This window comes from Jannaschia marina (assembly GCF_013404595.1).
Classification (GTDB): domain Bacteria; phylum Pseudomonadota; class Alphaproteobacteria; order Rhodobacterales; family Rhodobacteraceae; genus Jannaschia; species Jannaschia marina.
The window spans coordinates 414,605-440,338 of record NZ_JABVAX010000002.1 but is presented as its reverse complement, the minus strand read 5'-3'; the positions used below and the strand labels follow the sequence as shown (position 1 = coordinate 440,338).

The 25,734-nt window shown below is 68.0% G+C and carries 26 protein-coding genes; 22 read left to right on the top strand and 4 right to left on the bottom strand.

Features of this window, described 5'->3' with window-relative positions; all coding sequences use genetic code 11:
- Window position 1: 1 nt before the first annotated feature.
- From HSX43_RS06035 to HSX43_RS05965, 15 genes are all read left to right on the top strand, one after another.
- Entirely contained in the window at window positions 2-970 is a 969-nt protein-coding gene (locus HSX43_RS06035) for a type II secretion system F family protein (protein ID WP_179379187.1), read from the top strand.
- Window positions 971-978: 8 nt separating this feature from the next.
- Window positions 979-1,962 carry a type II secretion system F family protein gene (locus HSX43_RS06030; protein ID WP_179379186.1) on the top strand — a complete coding sequence of 328 codons (984 nt, stop codon included), beginning with the start codon at window positions 979-981 and terminating at the stop codon, window positions 1,960-1,962.
- Entirely contained in the window at window positions 1,962-2,537 is a 576-nt protein-coding gene (locus HSX43_RS06025; RefSeq protein WP_179379185.1) for a tetratricopeptide repeat protein, read from the top strand. The genes HSX43_RS06030 and HSX43_RS06025 overlap by 1 nt, the downstream gene beginning before the upstream one ends.
- A gap of 33 nt (window positions 2,538-2,570) precedes the next feature.
- Entirely contained in the window at window positions 2,571-3,413 is an 843-nt protein-coding gene (locus HSX43_RS06020; protein WP_179379184.1) for a tetratricopeptide repeat protein, read from the top strand.
- Window positions 3,414-3,423: 10 nt separating this feature from the next.
- Entirely contained in the window at window positions 3,424-3,942 is a 519-nt protein-coding gene (locus tag HSX43_RS06015) for an A24 family peptidase (RefSeq protein WP_235962512.1), read from the top strand.
- A gap of 59 nt (window positions 3,943-4,001) precedes the next feature.
- Window positions 4,002-5,321, top strand: coding sequence for an ATPase (locus tag HSX43_RS06010; protein ID WP_179379183.1), 1,320 nt, complete (start codon window positions 4,002-4,004; stop codon window positions 5,319-5,321).
- A gap of 167 nt (window positions 5,322-5,488) precedes the next feature.
- Window positions 5,489-5,968 (top strand): hypothetical protein, encoded by a 480-nt coding sequence (locus HSX43_RS06005; protein WP_179379182.1) that lies wholly within the window; start codon window positions 5,489-5,491, stop codon window positions 5,966-5,968.
- A gap of 189 nt (window positions 5,969-6,157) precedes the next feature.
- A complete protein-coding gene (locus HSX43_RS06000; RefSeq protein ID WP_179379181.1) occupies window positions 6,158-6,631 on the top strand; it encodes a hypothetical protein in 474 nt (157 codons plus the stop codon).
- A gap of 147 nt (window positions 6,632-6,778) precedes the next feature.
- Window positions 6,779-9,184, top strand: coding sequence for a ligase-associated DNA damage response DEXH box helicase (locus tag HSX43_RS05995; RefSeq protein ID WP_179379180.1), 2,406 nt, complete (start codon window positions 6,779-6,781; stop codon window positions 9,182-9,184).
- A gap of 47 nt (window positions 9,185-9,231) precedes the next feature.
- Entirely contained in the window at window positions 9,232-9,897 is a 666-nt protein-coding gene (pdeM, locus tag HSX43_RS05990) for a ligase-associated DNA damage response endonuclease PdeM (protein ID WP_179379179.1), read from the top strand.
- Window positions 9,894-10,421, top strand: a complete 528-nt coding sequence (locus tag HSX43_RS05985) for a lipocalin family protein (protein ID WP_179379178.1) — start codon at window positions 9,894-9,896, stop codon at window positions 10,419-10,421. The genes pdeM and HSX43_RS05985 overlap by 4 nt, the downstream gene beginning before the upstream one ends.
- 122 nt (window positions 10,422-10,543) lie before the next feature.
- Complete coding sequence (locus HSX43_RS05980) at window positions 10,544-11,593, top strand: Hint domain-containing protein (protein WP_179379177.1); 1,050 nt, start codon at window positions 10,544-10,546, stop codon at window positions 11,591-11,593.
- 158 nt (window positions 11,594-11,751) lie between these two features.
- On the top strand, window positions 11,752-12,372 hold the full coding sequence (gene rpsD, locus HSX43_RS05975; protein WP_179379176.1) for a 30S ribosomal protein S4: 621 nt from the start codon (window positions 11,752-11,754) through the stop codon (window positions 12,370-12,372).
- Window positions 12,373-12,538: 166 nt separating this feature from the next.
- A complete protein-coding gene (locus HSX43_RS05970; RefSeq protein ID WP_179379175.1) occupies window positions 12,539-13,276 on the top strand; it encodes a helix-turn-helix transcriptional regulator in 738 nt (245 codons plus the stop codon).
- 96 nt (window positions 13,277-13,372) lie between these two features.
- Window positions 13,373-13,768: a hypothetical protein gene (locus HSX43_RS05965; RefSeq protein WP_179379174.1), complete on the top strand. Its 396-nt coding sequence runs from the start codon at window positions 13,373-13,375 to the stop codon at window positions 13,766-13,768.
- A gap of 93 nt (window positions 13,769-13,861) precedes the next feature.
- Here the strand turns inward: HSX43_RS05965 and HSX43_RS05960 are convergent, their stop codons facing one another.
- Window positions 13,862-14,305 (bottom strand): DUF4399 domain-containing protein, encoded by a 444-nt coding sequence (locus HSX43_RS05960; protein ID WP_179379173.1) that lies wholly within the window; start codon window positions 14,303-14,305, stop codon window positions 13,862-13,864.
- Between the two features lie 219 nt (window positions 14,306-14,524).
- Here HSX43_RS05960 and HSX43_RS05955 point away from each other — a divergent pair, with 219 nt between their 5' ends.
- The 5 genes from HSX43_RS05955 to msrA are packed head-to-tail and all read left to right on the top strand — an operon-like array spanning window position 14,525 to window position 18,575.
- Window positions 14,525-15,430 (top strand): DUF4123 domain-containing protein, encoded by a 906-nt coding sequence (locus HSX43_RS05955; protein ID WP_179379172.1) that lies wholly within the window; start codon window positions 14,525-14,527, stop codon window positions 15,428-15,430.
- The gene (locus HSX43_RS05950; protein WP_179379171.1) at window positions 15,427-16,113 is read left to right on the top strand and encodes a hypothetical protein; all 687 of its coding nucleotides are present in this window, start codon (window positions 15,427-15,429) and stop codon (window positions 16,111-16,113) included. The genes HSX43_RS05955 and HSX43_RS05950 overlap by 4 nt, the downstream gene beginning before the upstream one ends.
- Window positions 16,082-16,621 (top strand): hypothetical protein, encoded by a 540-nt coding sequence (locus HSX43_RS05945; protein WP_179379170.1) that lies wholly within the window; start codon window positions 16,082-16,084, stop codon window positions 16,619-16,621. The genes HSX43_RS05950 and HSX43_RS05945 overlap by 32 nt, the downstream gene beginning before the upstream one ends.
- Window positions 16,622-16,665: 44 nt before the next feature.
- Window positions 16,666-17,892, top strand: a complete 1,227-nt coding sequence (locus HSX43_RS05940) for an MFS transporter (protein ID WP_179379169.1) — start codon at window positions 16,666-16,668, stop codon at window positions 17,890-17,892.
- Between the two features lie 32 nt (window positions 17,893-17,924).
- Window positions 17,925-18,575 carry a peptide-methionine (S)-S-oxide reductase MsrA gene (gene msrA / locus HSX43_RS05935; protein ID WP_179379168.1) on the top strand — a complete coding sequence of 217 codons (651 nt, stop codon included), beginning with the start codon at window positions 17,925-17,927 and terminating at the stop codon, window positions 18,573-18,575.
- A gap of 66 nt (window positions 18,576-18,641) precedes the next feature.
- On the opposite strand, the gene HSX43_RS05930 is transcribed toward msrA, so the two are convergent.
- Together HSX43_RS05930 and hemB are read right to left on the bottom strand one after the other, a co-directional pair.
- Window positions 18,642-18,848 (bottom strand): cold-shock protein, encoded by a 207-nt coding sequence (locus HSX43_RS05930; protein WP_179379167.1) that lies wholly within the window; start codon window positions 18,846-18,848, stop codon window positions 18,642-18,644.
- 137 nt (window positions 18,849-18,985) lie between these two features.
- Window positions 18,986-19,990, bottom strand: a complete 1,005-nt coding sequence (gene hemB / locus HSX43_RS05925) for a porphobilinogen synthase (RefSeq protein WP_179379166.1) — start codon at window positions 19,988-19,990, stop codon at window positions 18,986-18,988.
- A gap of 127 nt (window positions 19,991-20,117) precedes the next feature.
- On the opposite strand from hemB, the gene HSX43_RS05920 reads away from it, so the two are divergent.
- Window positions 20,118-20,645: a component of SufBCD complex gene (locus HSX43_RS05920; RefSeq protein ID WP_179379165.1), complete on the top strand. Its 528-nt coding sequence runs from the start codon at window positions 20,118-20,120 to the stop codon at window positions 20,643-20,645.
- A 97-nt stretch (window positions 20,646-20,742) separates the two neighbouring features.
- The gene (gene mfd, locus HSX43_RS05915; protein WP_179379164.1) at window positions 20,743-24,246 is read left to right on the top strand and encodes a transcription-repair coupling factor; all 3,504 of its coding nucleotides are present in this window, start codon (window positions 20,743-20,745) and stop codon (window positions 24,244-24,246) included.
- A 256-nt stretch (window positions 24,247-24,502) separates the two neighbouring features.
- Here mfd and HSX43_RS05910 read toward each other — a convergent pair whose 3' ends face one another.
- Window positions 24,503-25,660: a multidrug effflux MFS transporter gene (locus HSX43_RS05910; RefSeq protein ID WP_179379290.1), complete on the bottom strand. Its 1,158-nt coding sequence runs from the start codon at window positions 25,658-25,660 to the stop codon at window positions 24,503-24,505.
- Window positions 25,661-25,734 lie beyond the last annotated feature (74 nt).

The window sequence follows — 25,734 nt, the reverse complement described above, 5'->3', positions numbered from 1 at the left end:
CATGGAACTCTCAATCGAGCCGTTGATCTACCTCGCCATCTTCGGCGCGGTGTTCTTCTCGATCGGCGGCATCTACATGCTGATCTTCGGAAAGTCGATCAAGCTCAACAACCGGGTCAACCGCCGGCTCGAGATGCTCGAAAAGGGCCAGACCCGCGACGAGGTCATGGCCCAGCTGCGCAAGGAGATGTCGCAGCACGACGGGGCCAGGTCGATCCCGCTCTACTCCCTCCTTGCCGAGAAGGCGCAGAAGGCGAACCTCGCCTTCACCCCGGGCATGCTGATCGGCGTGATGATCCTGATGGTCTTTATGTCCTTCTTCCTGATGACCTTCCTGACGCAGGCCGCGCTGCTGATCCGGCTGCCGCTGTCGCTCTTCATCGGCATCGGAGGCGTCTACTTCTGGGTCAACGGACAGGCGAAGAAGCGCCTCGCGCTGATGGAGGAGCAATTGCCCGACGCGATCGAACTGATCGTGCGGTCGCTTCGCGTGGGCCACCCGCTCAACTCCGCGATCGGCATCGTCGCCAAGGAGATCGCCGATCCGCTGGGATCCGAGATGGGCTTCATCGCCGACGAGGCCGCCTACGGCCGGGACGTGCCCGAGGCGCTGCGTGCCCTGGCCGAGCGCGTCGAGTTGCAGGACCTGCGCTTCCTTGCCGTGGCGGTCGCCATCCAGCAGAAATCGGGCGGCAACCTCGCGGAGATCCTCGAGGGCCTCGCCAACGTCGTGCGCGCGCGCTTCAAGCTCTTCCGCAAGGTCAAGGCGATCACGGCGGAGGCCCGGTGGTCGGGCATGTTCCTTTCGGCCTTCCCCATCCTCGCCGCGGTCGGCATCAATGTGATGAAGCCGGACTACTACACCGAGGTCTCCGAGACCGCCTACTTCATTCCGGCCGCGGCCGTGGTGATCGTGTTCCTGATCGTGAACGTGATCTTCATGCGCATGATGGTCAACATCAAGGTCTGAGGCCGCCCATGATGGATACGCTGAACGAAATCCTCGCCGCGATGCTCGGCCCCGACGGCTGGATCTATATCGCCGGGGGCGCGGGCCTCCTGCTCGTGCTGCTGATGCTGCCGCTTGTGATGCGCAAGAAGGTCGAGCCGATGGATCGGATCGCCCGGGAGCGCAAGGGCATCATCCTCGACGAGGACGCGGCCGAGACCCAGCTGTCGCGCCACGGCCAGCGCAACGAGCATCTCGCCAAATACGCGCAATACCTCGACCCCGCCGACGAGGAGCAGGCCTCGGCGACGCGCACGATGCTCATCCGCGCGGGCTACCCGCACAAGGATGCGGTGCGCACGCTGACGGCGGCCCAGTTCCTGCTCGGCATCGGGCTCATGGTGCTCGGCGCGATCTACATGCTCTTCCTCGCGGGCGACGAGACCCCGGCGCACATGAAGCTGCTCTACGTGCTCGGGCCCGGCCTCGTCGGCTACTACGCCCCGCGCTACTGGGTGCAGAAGCGGGTGGGCAAACGTCAGGAAGAGATCCAGGAGGGCTTCCCCGACGCGCTCGACCTGCTGCTCGTCTGCGTCGAGGCGGGCCAGTCGCTGGACCAGTCGATCATCCGCATGGCGACCGAGATCGAGCCCTCCTACCCCGCGCTCGCGGGCGAGTTCCTGATGGTCGCGCAGGAGATGAAGGCCGGCAAGGACAAGCCCGCGGTCCTGCGTTCCATGGCCGAGCGCTGCGACATCAACGACATCACGAGCTTCGTGACCGTGCTCATCCAGTCCCAGAGCTTCGGCACCTCGATCGCGGACGCCCTGCGCGTCTATGCCTCCGAGATGCGCGACAAGCGGGTGATGCGCGCCGAGGAGAAGGCCAACGTGCTGCCGACGAAGCTGACCGTGGGCACCATGATGTTCTGCGTGCCGCCGCTCCTCATCATCCTCATCGGCCCGTCGCTGCACGGAATCGCCGACGCGCTCTCCGGGAACGCGGCGTTCTGATGGGCCGGCGCGTCCTTCTCCTCCTCGCCGCGGCCGCGCTCTCGGCCTGCCAGTCCGGTGTGACCGCGCGGGGCGCGCTGGCCGAGGATCCGCTGACCGCGCCGGGCTTCGCGCGAGGCGACGACGTGGTCGACCCCCTCATCGTCGGCGACCGGCTTCTTGCGGCGGGCGAGCCGGACCTCGCCCTCGACAGCTACCTGCGCGCCGCCGCGGGACCGGAAGGGCTCACGCCCGAGGTCAAGGCGGCGATCGCGGGCGCGAACATCCGTCTCGGCCGTCTCGGGCAGGCCGAACGCCTCCTGCGGGAGGTGGTCGAGGCCGAGCCACGCAACGGGCCGGCGTGGAACGACCTCGGGGTCGCGCTCCTCGAGCAGGGCAAGACCGGCGAGGCCTTGCGCGTCTTCGAGACTGCGTTCGCTTTGCAACCCTCGCCGGAAATCCTGCGCAACCTGCGCGTTGCGAGTGCAAAAATCGAAAATGGCGGCTACGCTGTCGCCCAAGATGAAGCCTTCACGCTGGCGCGGCGGGGCACCGGGGTCTACGATCTTCGGTCACCGGACGGCCAGTTCCCATAAGAACCGAAGGCATCGAGCAGAAAAGGACGCAAAATGCGCCATCCTGGTTTTCTCGCCCTTCTCCTCGGAGGGAGCCTCGCCCTGTCGGCCTGCGGCCAACTCGGGCAGACCGACGTGACCCGCGCCGTCAACGGGGCCGCCCGCGCCGAAGCCGACAGCATCCGCGACATCATGCTCACCGTGGCCGACCCGCGCGAGGCCGTGGCCTACTTCCAGCGCCAGGTCGCCGACGATCCCGACGACATCGGCAAACAGCGCGACCTGGCCGGCGCGCTTATCAAGGCGGGCCGCAACACCGAAGGCAAACGCGCCTGGCAGGAGATCGTCGACCACGAGGAATCGAACAACGAGGATCTCGTCTTTCTCGCCGACGCGATGATCCGAAATTCCGACTGGGCCGCGGCCAAGGTCGTGCTCGACACGATCCCGCCCACCCACGAGACCTTCGCCCGCTACCGGCTCGAGGCCATGGTCGCCGACAGCAACCAGCAATGGGACCGCGCCGACAGCTTCTACGAAACGGCCGTCGGCCTGACGACGACGCCCGCGGGGGTGATGAACAACTGGGGCTATTCGAAGCTCACGCGCGGCGACAGCGAGGCCGCCGAGCGGCTCTTTACCGAGGCGATCACCTACGACGAGACGCTCTTCACCGCGAAGAACAACCTCGTGCTCGCCCGCGCGGCGCGGCGCACCTACACGCTGCCGGCCGTCCCGATGTCGCAGGAGGAACGCGCGCAGCTTCTGCACACCGCGGGCCTCGCCGCTGTCAAGCAGGGCGACGTCGACATCGGGCGCAACCTCCTGCAGGACGCCATCGACACCCATCCCCGCCACTTCGAGGCCGCGCAGCGCGCGCTTCAGGCCCTCGGCTGAGGCGAACCCGATGGAGATGCTCTCGACGCTGGCGATCACGCCGATGCAGGCGACCGTCTTCGGCCTGCTGACCCTGCCGGTCACGCTCTGGGTGATCTGGACGGATCTGCTGACCATGAAGATCAGGAACGGCGCGGTCCTCGCCATGCTGGCGATCTTCGTGGTGGCCGGTCTCTTCGTGATGCCGCTCTCCGACTATGCATGGCGCTACCTGCATTTCGTCGTGATGCTCGTCATCTGCTTCGGCCTGACGATGACGATCGGCATGGGGGCGGGCGACGCCAAGTACATCGCCGCCGTCGCGCCCTTCGTGGCGCTGCCGGATGTGAGCGCGGTGGCGCTCCTCTACGCGGTCTGGTCGGTGATCCTGCTTCTGGGCATGTTCGTCGCCCGGCGCAGCGGTGCCTTGCGGCGGGCGAAGCCCGACTGGATCTGGTTCGCCGAGGACCGCAAGGGCTACGTGCCCTTCGGTCTGGCCCTCGCGCCCACGGTCAGCAGCTACTTTGCCTTCGGCGCGCTCGCCGGATGACCGCGATCTTCAGGAAACCGTAACCCCCCTGCCCTAGGAAGGCCCCGGAGGAGAAGCCCATGAACATGCGCCCCGACCCCGCCGCACTGGGCGTGCCCGCGCCCGAGCAGCCCCGCACCCTCGTCGACACAGGCCTGACCGGCACGATGCTGCGCGATATCCTCCTCAAGACGGTGTTCCGCAAATCGGTCGAGACGACGCGCGAGATCTCCGAGGCGATCTGCCTGACGACGGGTCTCACGCAGGAACTCATCGACCAGGCGCGCGATGCCGGGCTCATGCAGGCGACCGGTACTCTGCACGCCGGCTCCTCGGGCGAGATGGGGTTCCAGCTGACCGACGCGGGCAAGGCCCGGGCGGGCGATGCGCTGGCGCAGTCGGAATACTACGGGCCGATGCCCGTCCCGCTGGAACGCTACAAGGCGCAGGTGCGCGCGCAGTCGGTCAAGAACATCCAGATCACGCGTCAGCTTCTCCTGAAGTCGATGGGTCATCTCATCCTGCCCGACAACCTGCTCGATCAGCTGGGTCCGGCGGTCGGCTCCGGCCGCTCGGTGCTGATGTACGGGCCGCCGGGCAACGGCAAATCCTCCATCGCCGAAGGCATCCGCGCGGCGCTTGGCGACAACATCTGGATCCCGCACGCGATCGAATACGCGGGCCAGGTCATCACGCTCTACGACCCGATCGTGCACACTGCCGTCGCGCAGGAGGAGAACGTCAGCGAGCTGCGCAAGGTGAACCGGCGGGTCGACCGCCGTTACCTCCTCTGCCAACGGCCGACGGTGATGACGGGGGGCGAATTGTCGCTCGACATGCTCGACCTCAACTACAACGCGGTCGCACGCACCTATCAGGCGTCGCTGCAGCTGAAGTCCTCGGGCGGCGTCTTCATCGTGGACGACCTCGGCCGTCAGGCGGAGCCGCCGCAGAAGATCATCAACCGGTGGATCGTCCCGATGGAGATGGGCTACGACATCCTCGCCCTGCAATCGGGCGAGAAGTTCGAGGTGCCCTTCGACACGCTCGTCGTCTTCTCCACGAACTTCCACCCCAACAAGATCTTCGATCAGGCGGCGCTGCGCCGGATCTTCTTCAAGGTGCTGATCGACGGGCCGACGCAGGCGGAGTTCCTCAAGATCTTCGCCATGGTCGCCAAGAAGAAGAAGTTCGAGCTCGACGAGGCCGCGCTCGTGCACCTGCTCAAGAAGCGCTATCCCGAGATCAACAATGTCTACGCCAACTTCCACGGCGTCTTCCTGATCGACCAGATGATCGCCGCCTGCGACTTCGAGGGCCTGCCCTACCGGATGACGCCCGAACTGGTGGATCGCGCCTGGGCCAACCTCTTCGTCGAGGAAGTCGAGATCGTCCACTGAGGGCGTCAGGCCCTCCCTCGCACAGACACGAGAAAGATCGCTGCATGGATGTATTCCTGCAGCGGCGCTTTCGCAAAACGCGGGCGATATCGCCCCGGTTTGGGCCAATTGCCCCGGCATCCTCCCGGTATCCCGCTCCAGAACGGAGCCTACCAACGGAGGACACCATGGTCGACGATACGACCCCCGGCACCAGTCCAGACCCCACGTCACGCCCGCTCACACGGATCGGCCGCTTCGTCATCCCCGCCGTCGTCGCGGCAGTGACGACCGCGACAACGGTCGCCGCCCTCGACCAGAGGCCCGATGAGACCGCGGCACGGGAAACGCGCATCGAGGGCGTGACCGCAATCGAGTTCACGACCTTCACAGAAGCCGAAGTCACGGCCGCGATCGCCGACGCCTGCGTTCTCGCGGGATGCGATACCATCGCGCTACATCCTATGATCACGGCCTACGCCGGGCAGATGGACGCCGAGCAATTGCGTGCCGCCCGCTGGGCGCAGATGCGCCTTCTGGCACGGGGGCAGCGCAGCTACGACGCCGCGGCACCCGGTTCGAACGCGGCCGACCTGGCCTTCCTGGAACTCGCCTCCGCCGCGCGGATCGCCCACCACTACACGCAACAGCTCGCCTCCAGGCGCTAAGCCGTTCCGGTGCCTGCTGTTTCGGCTCCGTTCCCCGTGCCTGTCCGTCGGCGGCCGGGGACGCCCCTCCCCGTTCCCAATGTCATGGCCGTGGCCGGACCGCCGCAGGTTGCCCGATTTTCGCCTTGTTTCGTCCGTAGCTGTTTCCCAACGCGCATCAAAAGCGCGCCCGAGCAGAAGGGTTCCGAGATGAGCAAACTCGACGACGCGCCGCGGCGGCTGCGGTTTTCCATGTTCCTCATGCCGGTGACCGCCATCGTCACCTCGCTCGCGGCGGCGATGGTCATCGTCAACGACCTCGACGGCGGCCCCGCGCGCTATACCGCCTTCACCGACAGCGATATCGAAGACATCGAGTTCGTCGCCCGCACCCGTGACATCGAGGCGGAGATCGCGGCACTCGGCGGCGCGCTCGAAAGGGCCTGCGCCGACATCGGCTGCGACGCCGGGACGCTGCATCCGATGATCGTCGCCTCGGTCGAGAAGATGACGGAGGACGAATTGCAGGCCGCCATCGCCGCGCAGTCGCGCATCCTGGCCGAAAGTCAGGCCGTCCGGCAGCGCTCCCTGCCCGGGACGGAAGCCGCGCGCCTCGCCGAAATGGAGATCCTCGCCGCAGAGCGGATCGCGGCGCTCTACGACATCGAACTCGCCCGTCGCTGACGTCCTCCGAAGCCCGGCTCCCAAGGCCGGCACGCCTCCCGCCGGCTCATTCATCCCATCCCAAGGCTGACCCACCGGCGGGTCATCTGGGGCAGGCCCTCCGGCCTGCCCCTTTCCCCGTGAGGCAGGGAGCTTAGGTTCGAACCGATGGATCTGCCTGCCCCCCTCGCCCGCTATTTCGCCGACCGCGGCTGGTCGCTGCATCCCCATCAGGCGGAGATGCTCGCCCGCGCGAATGAGCCGTCGCTCCTGCTGATCGCGCCGACGGGCGGAGGCAAGACGATGGCGGGCTTCCTGCCGACGCTTACCGAGCTGGCGGACGGCACGCACACGGGGCTGCACACGCTCTACGTCAGCCCGCTGAAGGCCCTCGCGAACGACATCAAGCGCAACCTCGCGATGCCGATCGAGGAGGCGGGCCTGCCGATCCGGGTGGAGGATCGCACCGGCGACACCAGCCAGACGCAGCGCAAGCGGCAACGCGCGGACCCGCCGCATATCCTGCTGACGACGCCCGAGAGCCTGGCGCTGATGATCTCCTACCCCGATGCAGCGCGCACCTTCGCGGGGCTCAAACGCATCGTGGTCGACGAAATCCACGCGCTGGCCGAAGGCAAGCGGGGCGATCAACTGATGCTCTGCCTCAGCCGGCTGCAGACGCTTGCCCCGGGGCTCCGGCGCGTGGGGCTCTCGGCCACCGTGGACGAACCCGCCGTCATCGCCCACTACCTCGCCCGTCACCCCGATCCCTGTCCGATCCTGCGCGCCGATCCGGGCCCCGCGCCCGACATCGCAATGCTGGAGACGCGCGACGCGCCGCCCTGGGCCGGTGCCGGCGGGCGCTATGCGATCCCGGACGTGCTGGAGGCGGTGAAGCGGCACAAGACGACGCTCATCTTCCACAACACCCGCGCGCAGGCGGAGGTCTTCTTCCACCACCTCTGGCTCGCCAACGAAGAGGCCCTGCCGATCGGTATCCATCACGGCGCATTGGCCCGCGAGGCGCGGCTGCGGGTCGAGGCGGCGATGGTTGCGGGCGAGTTGCGGGCGATCGTGGCAACCGGCTCGCTCGATCTCGGGATCGACTGGGGCGACGTGGACCTCGTGATCCAGATCGGGGCCCCGAAGAAGGTCAAGAGCCTGGTGCAGCGCATCGGGCGCGCGAACCACCGTTACAACGCGCCGTCGAAGGCGCGGCTCGTGCCCGCCAACCGCTTCGAGGTGGTGGAATGCGTCGCCGCGCTCGACGCGGTGCGCGACGGCACGCTCGACGGCGACCTGCGCCTCGATGGACCGCGCGACGTCCTCTGCCAGCACATCGCATGCGTCGCCTGCGCCGGGGATTTCGACGCGACCACGCTCTTCGAGGAGGTGCGCAGCGTCGGCCCCTATTCCACGCTGAGCCGCGCCGCCTTCGACGATTGCCTCGATTTCGTGGCCACTGGCGGCTACGCGCTTAGGGCCTACGACCGCTACCAGCGCCTGAAGCAGCGCGCGGACGGCACATGGGGCCTGCGCGATCCGCGGGCGGCGAGGCTCATCCGCATGAACCTCGGCACGATCATCGACACCGATACGCTCAAGGTGCGCTTCCGGGGCCGCGGCGGCCTGCCGCTGGGGGAGGTCGAGGAGGGTTTCGCGGCCACGCTCTCGAAGGGCGATACCTTCCTCATGGGCGGGCAGGTCGTGCGCTTCGAGGGGCTGCGCGAACTGATCGTCGAGGTCAGCCCGAACCCGTCGAAGGAGCCCAAGGTCGCGACCTTCATGGGATACAAGTGGTCCACCTCGGTTCAGCTTGCCGACCGCATCCAGGAGATCCTGCACGCCGGCGACTTCCGCGCCTTCCCCGACCACACGCGCGAGTGGCTCGATCTGCAGCTGACGCGGTCGCGGATGCCGGAGCCGGGCCGCCTTCTGGCCGAGACCTTCCCGCGCGACGGGCGCGAGCACCTCTGCCTCTACGGCTTCTGCGGGCGCAACGCGATGCAGACGCTCGGCCTTCTGGTGACCCGGCGGATGGAGGAGGCGGGCCTCGATCCGCTCGGCTTCGTGGCGACGGATTACGCGGTGCTCGTCTGGGGGCTGCGGCCGGTGACCGAGGTCGCGCCGCTCATGGCGAACGACGGCATCCGCGCGGCGCTCGACGGCTGGCTGCAGGGCAACGCGGTGATGAAGCGCACCTTCCGCAACGCGGCGATCATCGCCGGCCTGATCGACCGGAACTTTCCCGGCAAGCGGTCGTCGGGCAAGCAGGCGACGTTCTCGTCCGACATCCTCTACGACACGCTGCACCGCTACGACCCCGAGCACCTGATGCTGCGGATCACCGAGGAAGAGGCGATGCGGGGGCACATCGACTTCGGGCGCGTCGAACTCCTGCTCGATACGGTCGAAGACCGGATCGACCACGTGGCGCTCGACCGGGTCTCCCCCCTCGCCGCGCCGCTCTTCCTCGAGATGGGGCGCGTGCCGATCAAGGGGAAGGCCGAGGGCCGCATGATGGCCGAGGAGGCCGCGCGGCTCATGGCCGAGGCGGGGCTACCGCCCGACTGAGCCCTCGCACCCTTGAACCCGGCACCGGCCCGTGATTCATCTGTTCCATGCGGGACGATCACGCTTTCACCTTCGCCGGCCATGCCATGGTCGCGCGCGCCTCCGGGGCGCTTCACTGGCCCTCCGAGGGCCTTCTGGTCGTGAGCGATTTGCACCTCGGCAAATCCGACCGTGTTGCCCGCGATGGGGGCGCGCTCCTGCCGCCCTACGAGGTGCGCGACACGCTCGCCCGGCTGGCCGCCGACGTGGCCGAGACGGCCCCGCGCGCGGTCGTCAGCCTGGGCGATACCTTCGACGACATGGCCGCCGCGGCCACGCTCGCCCCCGCCGACCGGGATGCGCTGACCGTACTGGCACGCGGGCGCGAGTGGATCTGGGTGACGGGCAACCACGACCCGGCCCCGACCGGCCTCCCGGGCACCGCGGCCGAGGCGGTGACCTGCGCCGATGTCACCTTCCGCCACATCGCGGGCGACGGGCCTGGGCCGGAGGTCTCGGGGCACTACCACCCGAAGGCGCGGATGCGGCTGCGCGGGCGGGCCGTATCCCGGCCGTGTTTCCTGCGCGACGATGCGCGGATGATCCTGCCGGCCTACGGCACCTATACCGGCGGGCTGCGGAGCGAGGACCCGGCGCTCGCCGCCCTCATGGCCCCGAACGCCCGGGCGATCCTGGCCGGTTCGCCCATGGTCGAGATCCCGATGCCGCGATGAAAACCGCGCGCGCCGTCCTGCCCCTTCTGGTTCTGCTGACCGCCTGCGGGACCGCGTCGATCACCACGCGGCCGACTTGGCGCGATCCGCGCGTGCCGATCGCCTCGAAGGCCGATTTCGACGCCCGCGCCTTCGCCGGCAGCTGGCACGAGGTCGCGCGCCTTCCGGGGACGCCCGGCTGCGCCGGCGCGCGCCTCACCGTCGCGGCGGAGGGCACCGGGCTCGCCCGCCGGACGGCCTGCCCGACGGGCGCGGCGACGACCGACCGTCTCGATGTCGCCCCGCTCGGGCGCCTTGAGGGCCCCGACGGGCCGCTCTGGGTGCTCTGGACGGACACGGGCTATCGCACGGCGATCGTGGTCGCCCCCGACGGCACCGCCGGGCAGATCCTCGACCGCTCGCCCATGCTACCGGCCGACCGGCGACGCGCGGCGCTCGAAGTGCTCGATTTCAACGGCTTCGATACCGCCGCCCTGATCTATTCGCAGCCGAATTCGCAAGCGCTTTCGACTCGATTCGAATAAAATTCGAATCAGGAACGAAACAATGTTTGACGCGCGAATCACCGATGCGTTAAGACTTTTGTATTGGCCGGGCAGTGGCCGCAAAAACGACAATAAAAACAGTCGGTAAAATTGGGGTGGGCATGTTGGGGACATGTGCGGGGGCACAAGTCATTTCCACGGTTCAGGCGCGGGTGGATGGGGCGTTCTCATCCGCCCGCACGCCCTTTGCGATCGGCGCGACCTTCCGCTGGTTCGGCGCACCCGTTCGCCTTGACGGCGCGCGCGCCGCGCTCCTGCTGAACGGGGCCGAGGGTCAGGCCGAGCTGCGCGCCCGCGTGCCCCGCACCGTTGCCAAGCTGGGCCGGGGCCGGGGCACCGCCGCCCTGCCGCTTGCGCAGGTGGAGCCGGCCGAGAACCCCGACGCGCTCGTCCTGACCGACGGCACCACCCGCTGGGCCGCCGAACTCGTGCCGCTTGCCCACGACGAGGCGCTTCTCGTTTTCGACGCCGATCTTCCGCCGCCCAACACCGATCTGGAAATCGCGCAGGCCCCGCACCTGCCCGAGCCGCGGCCCGGCAAAAAGACGCTCTGCTTCACCGCGGGGACCCTGATCGACACGCCCGAGGGCCCGCGCGAGGTCGAGGATCTCTATCCCGGCGACCATGTCCTCACCCGCGACAATGGCCCGCAAGAGGTGATCTGGATGGGCCTGCGCCGGGTGTCGGGCGCGCGGATGTATGCCATGCCCGAGTTGCGCCCCGTGCGCCTGCGCGCCGGCAGCTTCGGCGACCACGGCGCGATCACGCTGTCGCCGGGGCACCAGGTGCTGCTGTCGGGCGCGGCCCCGCGCGCGCTCTGGAACACGCCCGAGGTGCTCGTCGCCGCGCAGGACCTGATCGACGATCGCCACGTCACCGTCGACCACGGCGCGACCGAGGCGATCTACATGCACGTCCTGACACGCCGGCACGAGGTTCTCCGCGCGAACGGCCTCTGGGTCGAGAGCTTCCACCCCGGCGACGCGGACCTCGGGCACGTCGACCCGGCCGATCTCGACGACCTCACCGCCCAGGTGCCCGGCATCGACCACGACGATACCGTCTACGGCCCGCACGCGCGCCGCTGCCTGTCGTCGGCCGAACTCGCGATCCAGCGCCACGCCGGCGCGCCGCGCTACCTCGCCCCCTGAACCGCCGCCGTGTTGACACCCCGCGCACCCCGGTCTAAGGGCGCGCTTCATTGGTGTTGGTGGGCCCCGCAAGGGGACTCCTGTCAGGGCGCAGATCGCCCAGAGGACAACGCCCTTCAAAGCGTACCGAAGGTGCGCGTCACAGAAGGAGATCAGCCGTGACCAAACGCACGTCTGCCAAGTACAAGATCGACCGCCGTATGGGCGAGAACATCTGGGGCCGCGCCAAGAGCCCCGTCAACCGCCGCGAATATGGCCCCGGCCAGCACGGCCAGCGCCGCAAGGGCAAGCTGTCGGACTTCGGCCTTCAGCTGCGCGCCAAGCAGAAGCTCAAGGGCTACTACGGCGACCTGACCGAGAAGCAGTTCAAGCGCATCTTCGCCGAGGCCGCCCGCGTCAAGGGCGACACCGGTGAGAACCTGATAGGCCTGCTGGAGCGCCGCCTCGACGCCGTCGTCTACCGCGCCAAGTTCGTGCCGACGATCTTCGCCGCGCGTCAGTTCGTGAACCACGGCCACGTCACGGTGAACGGCAAGAAGGTGAACATCGCCTCCTACCGCGTGAAGGAAGGCGACGTGATCGCCGTTCGCGACAAGTCGAAGCAGCTCGCCTTGGTTCTCGAAGCCACCCAGATGGCCGAGCGCGACGTGCCCGATTACGTCGAGGCCGACCACTCCAAGCTGACGGCGACCTTCGTGCGCACCCCGGGCCTGACGGACGTGCCCTACGCCGCCGTCATGGAGCCGAACCTCGTCATCGAATACTACGCCCAGAACTAAAGGCGCAGCGGGTCCGCCCGCCTTCGACACGAGCAGGGGCCGCGCCTTCGGGAGCGGCCCTTTTTCGTTTCCGGATCGCAGCGGGTCTTCCGCGGCGCATGGGCAAGGGTGACAGGGTGGCGCACCTTCCCTAGGGTCAGGTCATCGACCGCTGAAAAGACCCCGAATGCCGGCACCCGATCTGAACGCAATCGTCGATGTGGTCGATTCCCTTTCGGGGGCCACATCAGACGACGAGGCCTGGCTGAAAGCCGATACCTTCGTTCGGGCCAAAGGTGCGAATGCCCTCAACGTCGCCGAAGTCGACCGTGTGTCGGGACTGCCCTGGTGGTTCCGCAGCTCCATGCAGGTCGATTGGCTTCAGGACTATCTCGCGCAGGACTTCGTGCAGCTCGACGGCCTCCTGCTTGCCGCGCGGGCGGGGCAGACGGTCAGCCGGATGACGGACGGATATATCTCTGGCTTCGGATCCGATGGCGAGCGGGCGCGGTCGCTGAGAGATCAATTGGTAAGCTGGGACTACCGGACCCTCGACTCCTACGCGATGACCCGACCCCGCAGCCCGAGCGTGATCTGCGTGACCCTCTCGCGTCCCCATGACGCACCTCCGCCGACCCGGTCGGACAAGATCCTCGCCGCCATCCTTGGCAATTCGATACGGCCGCCCCACACGTCCCGCAGCCCGGGTGCCACCCCCTTTCAATTCACGGACCTCTCGGTGCGCGAACGCGACATCCTCTCGTTCCTTGCGGCGGGCCTGCGCAATGAGATGATCGCGTGGAAACTCGGCATCGCGGAGGTCACCGTGCGCGTCCATGTCGCCTCCGCCCGGCGCAAACTCCGCGCCGCCACGCGCGAACAGGCCATCGCGATCGCCCTTCGCGCGGGCCTTCTCAACCTCTGACGGTATCGGTTTCGATAAGTTGGCGTGACCCCGTCCGAAAGTGAAGGTCCGGCTGACCGGCGACCACGCCGGCACCAACGAAAAGGGGACACATCCATGAAACTCACACCTTCCATCGCGATGATCGCGGCCATCGGCATCGCCGGCTGCGTCGAAACGACATCCGCGGGAGACGCGCCCTTCGTCCGCGTTACCGACGGGGCCGCCTTCTCCGCGGCAACGGTTGGCCGCAAGATCGTGAACGTGAGCGACGGCGACGCGCGCTTCTTCCGCCTCAACGCCGACGGCACGATGGGCGGCACCTATGGAAACGGACCGCTTGCAGGGACGTGGTCGTTCGACGGCGGCTACTGGTGCCGCACCTGGACGGCCGGTCTGAAGCCCGAAAGCCTCAACAGGCGCGACTGCCAGCTTGCGGAGCTGCGCCCCGGACAGGTCCGGCTGACACGGGATCGCGGAAACGGCAATTCCGGGACCTTCAACCTGCGCTGACGACACGGGCCATGGGACAGGCCGTTTCGCCTGGCAGTGAGACATCGAACGCCGCCCGCTACAGGGCGGCGTCTTTATCAAGAGAATGGCGGACTACTCGGCGACGGTGACCGTGATCTGCTCGCTCATGATCGGGTCGGCATGGGCGACGTGGTTGAGGTCGCCCAGGACAAGCTGCAGCGTGTGCTCGCCCGGCGGCAGCTCCAGCACGTATTCGGTCTGCCCGCCGCCGAAGTGGATGTGGTTGTCGTCGGCCGGGATGCCGTATTCCAGCTCATCCTCCTCGCCCTCGCCGAAAGGCGCGCGATTGATCAGGAGGTGGTGGTGACCGGTGTTCTCCGCCTCGGTGCCGGCGGGGGCGACCCCCATGCCGCTCAGGCCGAAACGCACGGTCACCGGGCTTTCGATGGTGTCACCGTCGGCCAGACCGATGAAATAGACCGACGTGCCCTCGGCGGACGGGGTCTTGTGACCGTCGGCCAGCGCCGGTGTCACCGCTGCCAGGGACAGGGCGGCGAATAGGGTGAGAATTTTCATGCTTGGCTCCCTTCATGAGTAGTCGACAGGCCCTCCTCCGGGGCCGATCGGGAGGATAACACGCCGGGCCGCGATCCTATTCATTCGATGCCCGAGGCCGCCCCTCGGAGAGCGTTTCCACGGCGGCTGACCGCTTCCCCTGACTTGCCGCTCGTCCTGCGGTTGACCGTCCGCACGCGCTCCGCCACGCCTCGAAACACGACGCCGCGACGAGCCGACATGCGACACCTCGATCTCGTTCTCCATCCCGGACTGCGCCCCTTCGCCGCCGACAACGCGATGGGAGACCGCCTGACGGTGCCCCCGACCATGCGTCCCCTTCTCTTCGGGAAGACGCGCGGCACGACATTCGCCGTTCTCGACGGATCACTGATCGACGGCCTGTCCGAAGGGCTCGCAGCATCGGGCCTGAGCCACAGCTGCCTGTTCCAGGGCGATGCACGGGACGAATGGGGCGACAAGGCCCCCTGGCTCGTGCAGCTCGATGCGGGCTCCGATCTGACGCGCGGGCTCCTGACGGACGACGACACACACTGGACATGGTGGGGACCGCAAACCGGGCTGATCCTGCGCTGCGCCCTCCCTCTCGACGATCTGAAGCGCCACCTGCGCCGATATCTGCGCCTGCAGGACGCCGCGGGCAACTGGGGGTTCTGGCGGTTCTGGGACGGCATCGTCTGGCGCGCGATCGCCGGTCTCGACGACGGGCCATGGATCGACGGCTGGCCGATCAACCTTCTCCAGCCGGTCGATACGGCCTTCTTCGTGGCCGACGGCCAGCTCCACCAGTTGACCCTGAAGGAGCCGTCCGCCCGCGCGGGTCCGCCGATCCTCCCGTTTGGCCTGCGGGACCTGACGCGATCCGTCGCCGCCCGCCCCCGCGTCGCGCCCGCCCTTCGGCACATGGTGGGAGATCATTGGCTCCTGCCGCTCCTCGGGGCGACCGCGCTCAACCCGCATCTGAGCGACGGGACGCTCGAGCGGCTCATCGACCTGCCCCCCGAGAGTGACGCCTGCCGGCTCTGTCGGAGCGTCGCCGCCGATCGCGCGCTCACGCCTTTCATACGCGCGACGACGCTGCGATACCTTGCCCGTATGATCGACAGACAGGAGGCATGGAGATGAGCTGCAAGCCCGACATCTGCATCATCTGCATCTGGCCTTTCTACCCGATCGAGGTCGGCGGCGGCGCACGAACCGAGGGGACGCTCGCCCGCGAGGGGCAGACCTCGCCGACGGGCTGGGGTCTGGACAAGTTCGACGACGACGGGGATCTCTACGTCCCCGCCGGTCATGCCGGTGTCCTGATCATCAAGGGCGGCACCGGCCCGACGGCGGCGCACTACTACGAGTACGGGCGCTATCATGTCGAGGGCGGGAACCCGACGGCGCAGGGAAACGTGCGGGACTACCCGATCTTAGGCCTTGTTCTGGAAGAGAACGGGTGGCCGACGGAAGAAAACCTGCATGTTGCCATTCGGGAAATCACCCGAAGATCAGGCAGAGGCACATACTGTCACGGCAACGTCGACCACACATGCGGGCGCGACTCATACGTGAAAGCGACCGATTTTGTAGATAATTTCAGAAACGATCCCAACCAGCACTACAGTCTGAGCACCAACAGTTGTCTCTACTTCTCCTACAAGGTGAACGTCGCCGGCGAATGGAGCTGGTTCGGGCCGGTCCCCTACCTCGACATGCTCCCGGCGGCGAACATCGACTACCGGCCATTCCAGAACACCATGAGCTACAACCCAGACGGAGACCATTTCGATGAGGACATATGGCAGATCCCCGGCAGCTAGGCTTCTTCTGGCGCTCGCCCTCGTGACCTTCGGACAGCCCTCTCCCGCCGAGGGCGTGCCGTCCTTCGAGGGGCTGAACCCGATGGAAGGCGTGCCCGTCCCCGACCATGCCCACTACTTCGGCAACGAATACGGCGGCGAGTTCGTGATTCTCGAACGCAACGATATCGAGGTCGACGGGGAAATCCTGCCCGCGTTCAATATGGCACTCTACGGTGCCTACTTCGACGACGAGGCCGGTACCGAAGGCTACGGCATCGCCCGCTTCGGCAGCCCGCAGACCTCCGGCCTCGCACTCTGGATCCCGCCCCTGTCGGAACGCGCCGCGACGAGTCCCTACGGTCCGCCCAGCATCGACTACATCTACGGCCGGACCGACGGCCGCCCGAACGCCTGGAGCAACTCCGGCTATCTCCACGTCCGCCTGAAGCCCGCCGCCGAGGATCCGAGCAACCGCCATGTCGGCTACATCGTGCCCGTCCTGCTGGAAGACGCCCCGCCCGAGTAGCGCCCGCCGTGGACAAGACAGGGCCATCGGCGTAGGCCGGAGCCATGCGCATCCTCCCCCTCTCCCGCGCCGAGGAGTTGCCACGCTGGCGCAGGCCCGAGGCGCTCCTGATGCTCTTCGCCTTCATCATGCCGGTGGCCTTCGCCACATGGTCGGCGCTCCTCAACAACTTCGTGGTCGAGGTCGCGGCGTTCGACGGGGCCGACATCGGCCTTCTGCATACCGTGCGGGAGATCCCGGGCTTCCTGGCCGTCGGTGTCATCCTCGTCATCATGGTGATGCGCGAACAGGTGGTCGCCACCACGTCGCTCGCCCTCCTCGGCGTCGCCACGGCGCTCACGGCGGCCTTCCCCTCGCTCGGCGGGCTTCTCCTCGTGACGCTCCTGTCGTCCATCGGCTTCCACTACTACGAGACGGTGAACCAGTCGCTGCAGCTCCAGTGGCTCCCGAAGGACCGCGCGCCCGCGATGCTCGGCACGCTCCTGGCCGTGGGCTCCGGCGCGACCTTCCTCGCCTATGGCGCGATCGTCCTGACGTGGGAGACCTTCGATCTCTCCTACGGCCTCGTCTACGGGCTCGCCGGGGGCTTCACCGCCCTCGCCGCGCTGGTCGCGCATCTCGCCTTCCCGCAGTTCGAGGCACCGCACCCGCAGCTCAAGAAGATGATCCTGCGGCGGCGCTACTGGCTCTACTACTGCCTGCAGTTCATGTCGGGTGCCCGGCGGCAGATCTTCGTCGTCTTCGCGGGCTTCATGATGGTCGAGCGCTATGGCCTGCCCGTCCATCAGGTCACGCTCCTCTACATGGTGACGCTTGCCATCAACATGGTCAGCGCGCCGCTCGTGGGGCGTGCCGTGGGCCGCTTCGGAGAACGGGCGGCGCTGCTGGTGGAATACGGCGGCCTCACCACCGTCTTCGTGCTCTACGCCGGGCTCTACCTCTTCGACTGGGGCGTCTGGACGGCCGCCGGTCTCTTCGTGGTGAACAACGTGTTCTTCGCCCTGGCGCTCGCCATCAAGACCTACTTCCAGAAGATCGCGGCCCCGGGCGACATCGCCCCGACCGCCGCCGTCGCCTTCACCATCAACCACATAGCGGCCGTCTTCCTGCCCGCGCTCCTCGGGCTTCTGTGGCTGGCCTCGCCCGTGGCCGTCTTCGCCGTGGCCGCGGGGCTGGCAGGCACCTCGTTCGGCCTGTCGCTCCTCGTGCCCCGGCATCCGCGCGAGGGTCAGGAGACGGTCCTGTCGCGCCCCCTCGCCATCGCCGAGTAGCGACCCCATATCAAAGCGAAAGGAGACCCGAGATGATGTTCTTCCAGCGCAAGAAAGCCGAAATGGTCGCCGAGGCCGAAGCCCTGCCCGGCCGATCCACCCCGATTCCCACCGCCGGGACGCATCATGTCTTCGACACGCCGCTCTCGAACGCGGTGCCCGAGGGCATGGAGGAGGCGATGTTCGGCATGGGCTGCTTCTGGGGCGTGGAGCGGATGTTCTGGCAGTTGCCGGGCGTCCACATGACGCTCGTGGGCTACGCGGGCGGCTACACGCCGAACGCGACCTACGACGAGGTCTGCTCGGGCCGCACGGGCCACAACGAGGTCGTCCGGGTGATCTACGATCCGGCGAAGATCGGCTACGACGATCTGCTCAAGGTCTTCTGGGAAGGCCACGACCCGACCCAGGGCATGCGGCAGGGCAACGACCTGGGCACGCAATACCGGTCGGGCATCTACACCTATTCGGACGCGCAGGCCGAGGCGGCCCGGACGTCACGCGACGTCTTCGCGGAGCGTCTGCGGGCGGCCGGATACGGCAGCGTGACGACCGAAATCCTCCCTGCCCCGCCCTTCTACGCGGCCGAGGATTACCACCAGCAGTATCTGTCGAAGAACCCGGCCGGCTACTGCGGCATCGGCGGAACCGGCATCACATGCCCGATCGGTGTAGGGGTCTAGGCACGGGCAAAAGTCTTCAGGGAAGACTTTTTCGAAGACCTTTCGACGAAAGGTCTTCGTCCCTCCTCAGGCCAGCGCGATGTTGACCGCCATCTCCCGTCCGTCGCGGCCCGGCTCGATGTCGAAGGTCACCTTCTGGTTCTCGGCGAGGCCCGTGAGCCCCGATCGCTCGACGGCCGAGATATGGACGAAGACGTCCTTCGTCGCACCCTCGGGCGCGATGAAGCCGTAGCCTTTCGTTTCGTTGAACCATTTGACGGTTCCGGTGGGCATGGTCGTTCTCCTGTCAGGTTGCCCGCGGGATGCGGCAGGTCGCACGCCACACGGCACCGCAAGGGCCCTTGGACGCGTCTGACGACATAGATGGGGCGTCTTGCCGCAACGGCAAGACATGCGCGGCCTGGCCTTCGTCAGCCGGCCCGGAGGCGACGGGCGGCATCGGGCGCGAAGTAGGTCAGCACCCCGTCGCAGCCCGCGCGGCGGAAGGCCATCAGGCTTTCCATCATCACAGCCTCGCCGTCGATCCAGCCGTTCGCGGCTGCGGCCCGGATCATCGCGTATTCGCCGGACACCTGGTAGGCGAAGGTCGGCACGGCAAAGGCATCCTTCACGCGGCGACAGAGGTCGAGGTAGGGCAGACCGGGCTTCACCATCACCATGTCCGCGCCCTCGGCGAGGTCGCGCGCGACGCAGCGCAGCCCTTCGTCGCCGTTCAGGGGGTCGATCTGATAGGTCTTCTTGTCCCCCGTCAGCGCGCCCGAGGCCCCGACCGCGTCGCGGAAGGGCCCGTAGAAGGCGGAGGCGTATTTCGCCGCGTAGGACATGATCGTGACGCCCGTATGCCCCGCGTCTTCCAGCGCCGCGCGCATCGCGCCGATGCGTCCGTCCATCATGTCGGAGGGACCGAGGATGTCCGCCCCCGCCTCCGCCTGCGCAAGCGCCATCTTGACGAGCGCCGCGACGCTCTCGTCGTTCACGATCTCGCCGTCGCGGACGATCCCGTCGTGGCCCTGCGCGTTGTAGGGGTCGAGCGCGACGTCGGTCATCACCGCGATGTCGGGCACCGCCGCCTTCACGGCGCGGATCGCCCGGTTCGACAGGTTGTCGGGGTTCCACGCCTCCTCGCAGCCGTCGGTCTTCAGCGCGCGGTCGGTGTAGGGAAAGAGGCAGATCGCCGGAATGCCGAGGCCCGCCGCCTCCTCCGCCGCCTCGACGATGAGGTCGACCGACCGCCGGATCACGCCGGGCATCGAGGCCACCTCCTGCGTTACGCCCGCGCCGTCGCAGACGAAGAGCGGCCAGATCAGGTCGTCGACCGAGAGCCGGTCCTCGCGGACGAGGTCCCGCAGGGCGGGCGTACGGCGCAGCCGGCGCGGGCGTGACAGCGGGAAGGGAGCGGGCGGGAGAACGGGCATGATGCACCTTTGCGACACTTGCCCTTCGGTCGCACGGACGCGGCCGGCGATCAACCGCTCCCCGCCTTGCCATTCGGCGGCCGCCACGCGACACCGGGGCACCTGCCGAACCAAAGACCGGACGCCCTTGGACCTCTACTTCCTCACCGTGGTCACCGAAGCCATCGACATGCGGTCGTTCTCGAACCTTTGGTTCTGGATCGTGCTGGCGGTGCTGTGGTCGACGACCTCGCACTGGGTGATCGGGGTGCCCTTCGACATGGTCCGCCGCGCGGCCCGCGGGCACGAGCCGTCGCTCCACGATATGCACGTCCTCGCCAATATCCAGGCCCGGCGGCTCCTCTACATTGCCGATGCCACGGGGCTCATCACCACGGCCTTCACCTTCTTCCTGGTGACCGTGCTGGCGCTCCTCGGGTTCCTCTACGAAGTCGAGTTCGCCCAGGCGATCCTGCTTCTGGTGCTGCCGATGTCGATCGTCGGCTGGATCACGCTGCGCGCGGCCCGGCAGGTCGACGGCCTCGACGCGCCGGACCTCGGCAACCTCCTCTTCCGCACCCGCCGCTGGATCCAGATGGTCGGGATCGTGTCGATCTTCGTCACCTCGATGTGGGGCATGTGGGTCAACCTGAACTCGAGCGTCCTGCACGGGTAGGCGGCGCATCCCCGGCTCTCGCCCCGCGCATCCGTCATCCGTCCCGCACCCGCCCCGCACGGTTGACACGCGCCCGCCCGTCGTTACCTGACGCCCCATGCCCGACAGTGCCGACGCCCCCGCCCCGCTCGCTCCCTCCGCCCTGCCCGCGGGACACATCCGTGCGGGCGGCGCGCCCGAGGGGTTCGATGCGCGCGTCCTCCTGCGGGAGCTGGAGCGTGGCCAGCCGGTCGTCCACGTCGCCCGCGACGACAAGCGGGCCGAGGCCATGGCCGCCGCGCTCCGCGCCCATCGGGGCGGCGTCACCGTGCTACGCTTCCCCGCATGGGACTGCCTGCCCTACGACCGCCTGTCGCCCGCGGCCGAGGTCTCGGCCACGCGCATGGCGTCGCTCACCGCCCTCGCCCACGGGTTCACCGGGAAGTTCATCCTGCTCACCACGCTCTCGGCGCTGACGCAGAAGCTGCCGCCGCGCGAGGTGCTCAAGGGCGCGGGCTTCTCGGCCCGGCTGAACCAGCGGATCGACGAGGATGCGCTGCGCGGCTTCCTCGTGCGCATGGGCTTCACGCAGACGCCGACCGTGATGGAGCCGGGCGACTGGTCGCCGCGCGGCGGCATCATCGACATCTGGCCGCCGGGGCAGACAGCCCCCGTCCGGCTCGACCTCTTCGGCGATACGCTCGACGGCCTGCGCCGCTTCGACCCCGTCAGCCAGCGCACCACCGATCAGCTCGAGATGATCGAGCTCGCGCCCGTCTCCGAGGTCATCCTCGACGGCCCGGCGATCACCCGCTTCCGACAGACCTATCGCATCGAATTCGGGGCCGCGGGCACCGACGATCCGCTCTACGAGGCGATCAGCGCGGGCCGCAAGGCGCAGGGGGCGGAGCATTGGCTGCCGTTCTTCTACGACGAGCTCGAGACGTTGCCCGACTACCTGCCGGAGGCGTCCTTCGTGCTCGACGACGGCACCCTCGGTCACCACGCGGAGCGCTGGACCCAGATCGCCGACATGTACGACAACCGCGCCGAGGCGATGAGGGCGAAGGGCCGGGTGGATTCCGTCTACAAGCCGGCCCGGCCCGAGACGCTCTACGTGCACCCCGAGGAGCTGGAGGGCGTCCTCTCCACGACGCGGACCCTGCACCTCTCGCCCCTGCCGGCGGCCCCCGGCCCGAACGTGATCGACGCAGGCGGACGCATCGGGCGCAGCTTCGCCCCCGAGCGGCAGATGGAGGACGTGAGCCTCTTCGCCACCCTCGCCGACCATATCGTCGACAAGCGAACGGACGGCGGTGTCGTCATCGCCAGCTATTCCGGCGGCGCGCGCGAACGATTGCAGGGTCTGCTGGAAGATCAGGGCGTGACCGGCCTCAAGGCCATCCGCCGCCTCGAAGAGGTTTCGAAGGGCGACGTCGGCCTGGCCGTCTGGGCGCTCGACCGGGGCTGGGAGGGGCCGGTCGGTGCGTCGCGGCTTACGGTGATTTCCGAACAGGATGTGCTGGGCGAACGCCTGATCCGGGGCAAGAAGAAGAAGCGCCGGGCCGAGAACTTCCTGACCGAGGCGCAGGCGCTCTCGGCCGGCGATCTCGTCGTCCACGTCGACCACGGCGTCGGACGTTTCATCGGGCTCGAGACGGTCACGGCGGCCGGGGCCCCGCACGAATGCCTCGCGCTCGAATACGCCGGCGGCGACCGGCTGTTCCTGCCGGTGGAGAACATCGAACTCCTCAGCCGCTACGGGCAGGAGGAGGGCCTTCTCGACAAGCTGGGCGGCGGAGCCTGGCAGGCGCGCAAGGCCCGTCTGAAGGAACGCATCCGCCAGATCGCCGAGCGGCTCATGCGCATCGCCGCCGAGCGCGCCCTGCGTCAGGCCCCGCGGCTCGCCCCGCCCGCCGACATGTACGAGGGCTTCGCCGCGCGCTTCCCCTACGAGGAGACCGACGATCAGCTGCAGGCCATCGAGGACGTCGCCTCCGACCTCGCTTCCGGTCAGCCCATGGACCGGCTCATCGTGGGCGACGTGGGCTTCGGCAAGACCGAGGTCGCCATGCGCGCCGCCTTCATCGCCGCCACGGCGGGCAAGCAGGTGGCCGTCATCGCGCCGACGACGCTGCTGGCGCGCCAGCACGCCAAGAGCTTCGAGGATCGCTTCCGCGGCCTTCCGATCACCGTGCGGCAACTGAGCCGGTTCGTCTCCACGAAGCAGACCAACGAGACACGCGCCGGCATCGCCGACGGCAGCGTCGACATCGCCATCGGCACCCACGCCCTGCTGGCCAAGCAGGTGAAGTTCAACGATCTCGGCCTCCTCGTGATCGACGAGGAGCAGCATTTCGGCGTCGCCCACAAGGAGCGCCTGAAGGAGATGCGCACCGACGTCCACGTCCTGACGCTCTCGGCCACGCCGATCCCGCGTACGCTGCAGATGTCGCTGACCGGCGTGCGCGACCTCTCGATCATCGGCACGCCGCCCGTCGATCGCCTCGCGATCCGCACCTACGTGAGCGAATTCGACACCGTACAGGTGCGCGAGGCGCTTCTGCGGGAACACTACCGCGGCGGGCAGAGCTTCGTTGTCGTCCCCCGCATCTCGGACCTGAGCGAGATGGAGGCCTTCCTGCGCGAGCAGCTGCCGGAGCTCAGCTACGTCATCGCCCACGGCCAGCTGGCGGCGGGCGATCTCGACGACCGGATGAACGCCTTCTACGACGGCAAATACGACGTGCTCCTGTCGACGACCATCATCGAGAGCGGCATCGACATCCCCACCGCGAACACGATGGTCGTCTGGCGCGCCGACATGTTCGGGCTCAGCCAGCTCTACCAGATCCGAGGCCGCGTGGGCCGCTCCAAGACCCGCGCCTATGCCTTCCTGACGACGAAACCCCGCGCGAAGCTCACGCCCGCCGCCGAACGAAGGCTTAAGGCGCTCGGCTCCATCGACGCGCTCGGCGCAGGCTTCAACATCGCCAGCCAGGATCTCGACCTGCGCGGCGGCGGCAACATCATCGGCGAGGAGCAGTCGGGCCAGATGAAGGAGGTCGGGCTCGAACTCTACCAGTCCATGCTGCAGGAGACGATCGACAAGCTGAAGGCGGGCAAGGCGGACCTGCCCGACGCCCTGTCCGACGACTGGTCGCCGCAGATCAACCTCGGCGTTCCCGTCCTCATCCCCGAGGACTACGTCTCCGACCTCGACACGCGCCTCGGCCTCTACCGCCGCCTTTCGGGGCTCGACCGCAAGGTCGAGCTCGAGGGCTTCGCCGCTGAGCTCATCGACCGCTTCGGCCCCCTCCCGCGCGAGGTGAACGTGCTCCTGCGGATCGTGCGCATCAAGGCACTCTGCAAGGCGGCCGGCATCGAGAAACTGAACGTCGGCGCGAAGGGCGCGACGGTCGAGTTCTTCGCCAACCGCTTCGCCCGGCCTGAAGGCCTCGTCGACTTCATCAAGGCGCAGAAGGGCGCAGCCAAGATCAAGGGCGACAAGCTCGTCCTGATCCGCGACTTCCCGAAGGAGGCCGATCGCATCAAGGGGGCGTTCGGCCTCGCCCGCGATCTCGCCGTCCACGCCGGGGCCGCGAAGATCAAGGGAGACTGACCCCGGACGATGGACCTTTCCGCGCTGCGCCGCGTTGACTTCCACAGGCGCGACCCCTCGTGCCGTCAGATCGGTTCCCGGCGGGGCGAAACGCCGGGAACCGCCCCCCCTCGGAACCGGGACGACGCAGTCGACATAAGGTACATCGCGACGGAAACCCTCGATCCGAGGATGCGCAATTCCCCGCTTCGAGCGCGGCGAAGACTGTTCGCTGAACAGTCTTGCAAAAAGTCTTCCGCGAAGACTTTTGCCTCGCCTAGCCCATCTCCCGGAGCTTCCGTGCCAGAAAGAGGCCGAGCCCCGCCGCAAGCGCCACACCGGCAAAGAGCGGGACCGGCGTGCCGTCGAAGGCGAGCCCGATCGGGGCCGCGACCGTCACGGCGAGCACGGTGGACACCGCCGAAATGATCGAGGAGGCCATACCCGCGATATGCCCCATCGGCTGCATGGCCAGCGCGTTCAGGTTGCCGATGCAGAAGCCCGCCATCGCGAAGACGCTTACCTGCCAGACGACGAACGTGGCAAAGGCCCAGATCCCCGGCAAGAGCCCCGTGAGCCAGGCGAGCGCCAGCACCACCGACAGCGCCATGTGCCACGCGAGCGCGCCGCGGATGAGCACCGGCATCCCGAGCCGGGTGACGATCGAAGCGTTCAGGAGCGAGGCGATCCCCGAGAGGAGCGCGACGACGCCGAACCAGAGCGGGAAGCTCTCGGCGCGCCCGAAGGTCTCGGCGTAGATCTGCTGTACGCTGATGATCGTCGCGAAGAGCGTGCCGAACACCAGCGTCTGCACCAGGATCGCCCGCAGGACGTTGCCGTGGCTCAGCACTTCGACGACCGCCGCCCGGAGCTTCGCGACTTCAAGCGGGCGACGGGCTTCGATCGGCAACGTCTCGGGCTGGCGTAGCATCAGCCAGGCGGAGGAGATCGCCGAGAAGACGACGAAGGCCCAGAACACCCCACGCCAGCCGAAGCCCGCGACGATGAAGGCCCCGATGAGCGGCGCGATCGCGGGGACGAGGACGAAGACCATCATTATGAAGCTCGCCACCTGCGCCATGCCGCGCCCGGCATAGAGATCGCGCACCATCGCCTGCGCCACGACCCGCGGCCCCGAGGCGCCGATCCCCTGCAGCACCCGGAGCGCCAGCAGCATCTCGAGGCTCTGCGCCACGGTACAGAGTGCTGCGGCGAGCGAGTAGACCACCGCACCGCCGATCATCACCCGCTTCCGCCCGAGCGCGTCCGAGAGCGGCCCGGCCACGAAGGTGCCGATCCCCATACCGAGCGCGAAGGCCACGATGACGAGCTGCGCCGCGTTCTGTGCCTCGGGCGAGAGCGCGGCCCCGATGGCCGGCAGCGCCGGCAGCATCGCGTCGATGGAAAAGGCGATCGTGGCCGAGGTCATCGCCATCAGCGCCACGAACTCGGGCTTCGAGAGCGCGCGATCCACCCGGGGCTCCGATCGGGGCGGAGCCGGCGGCGGCG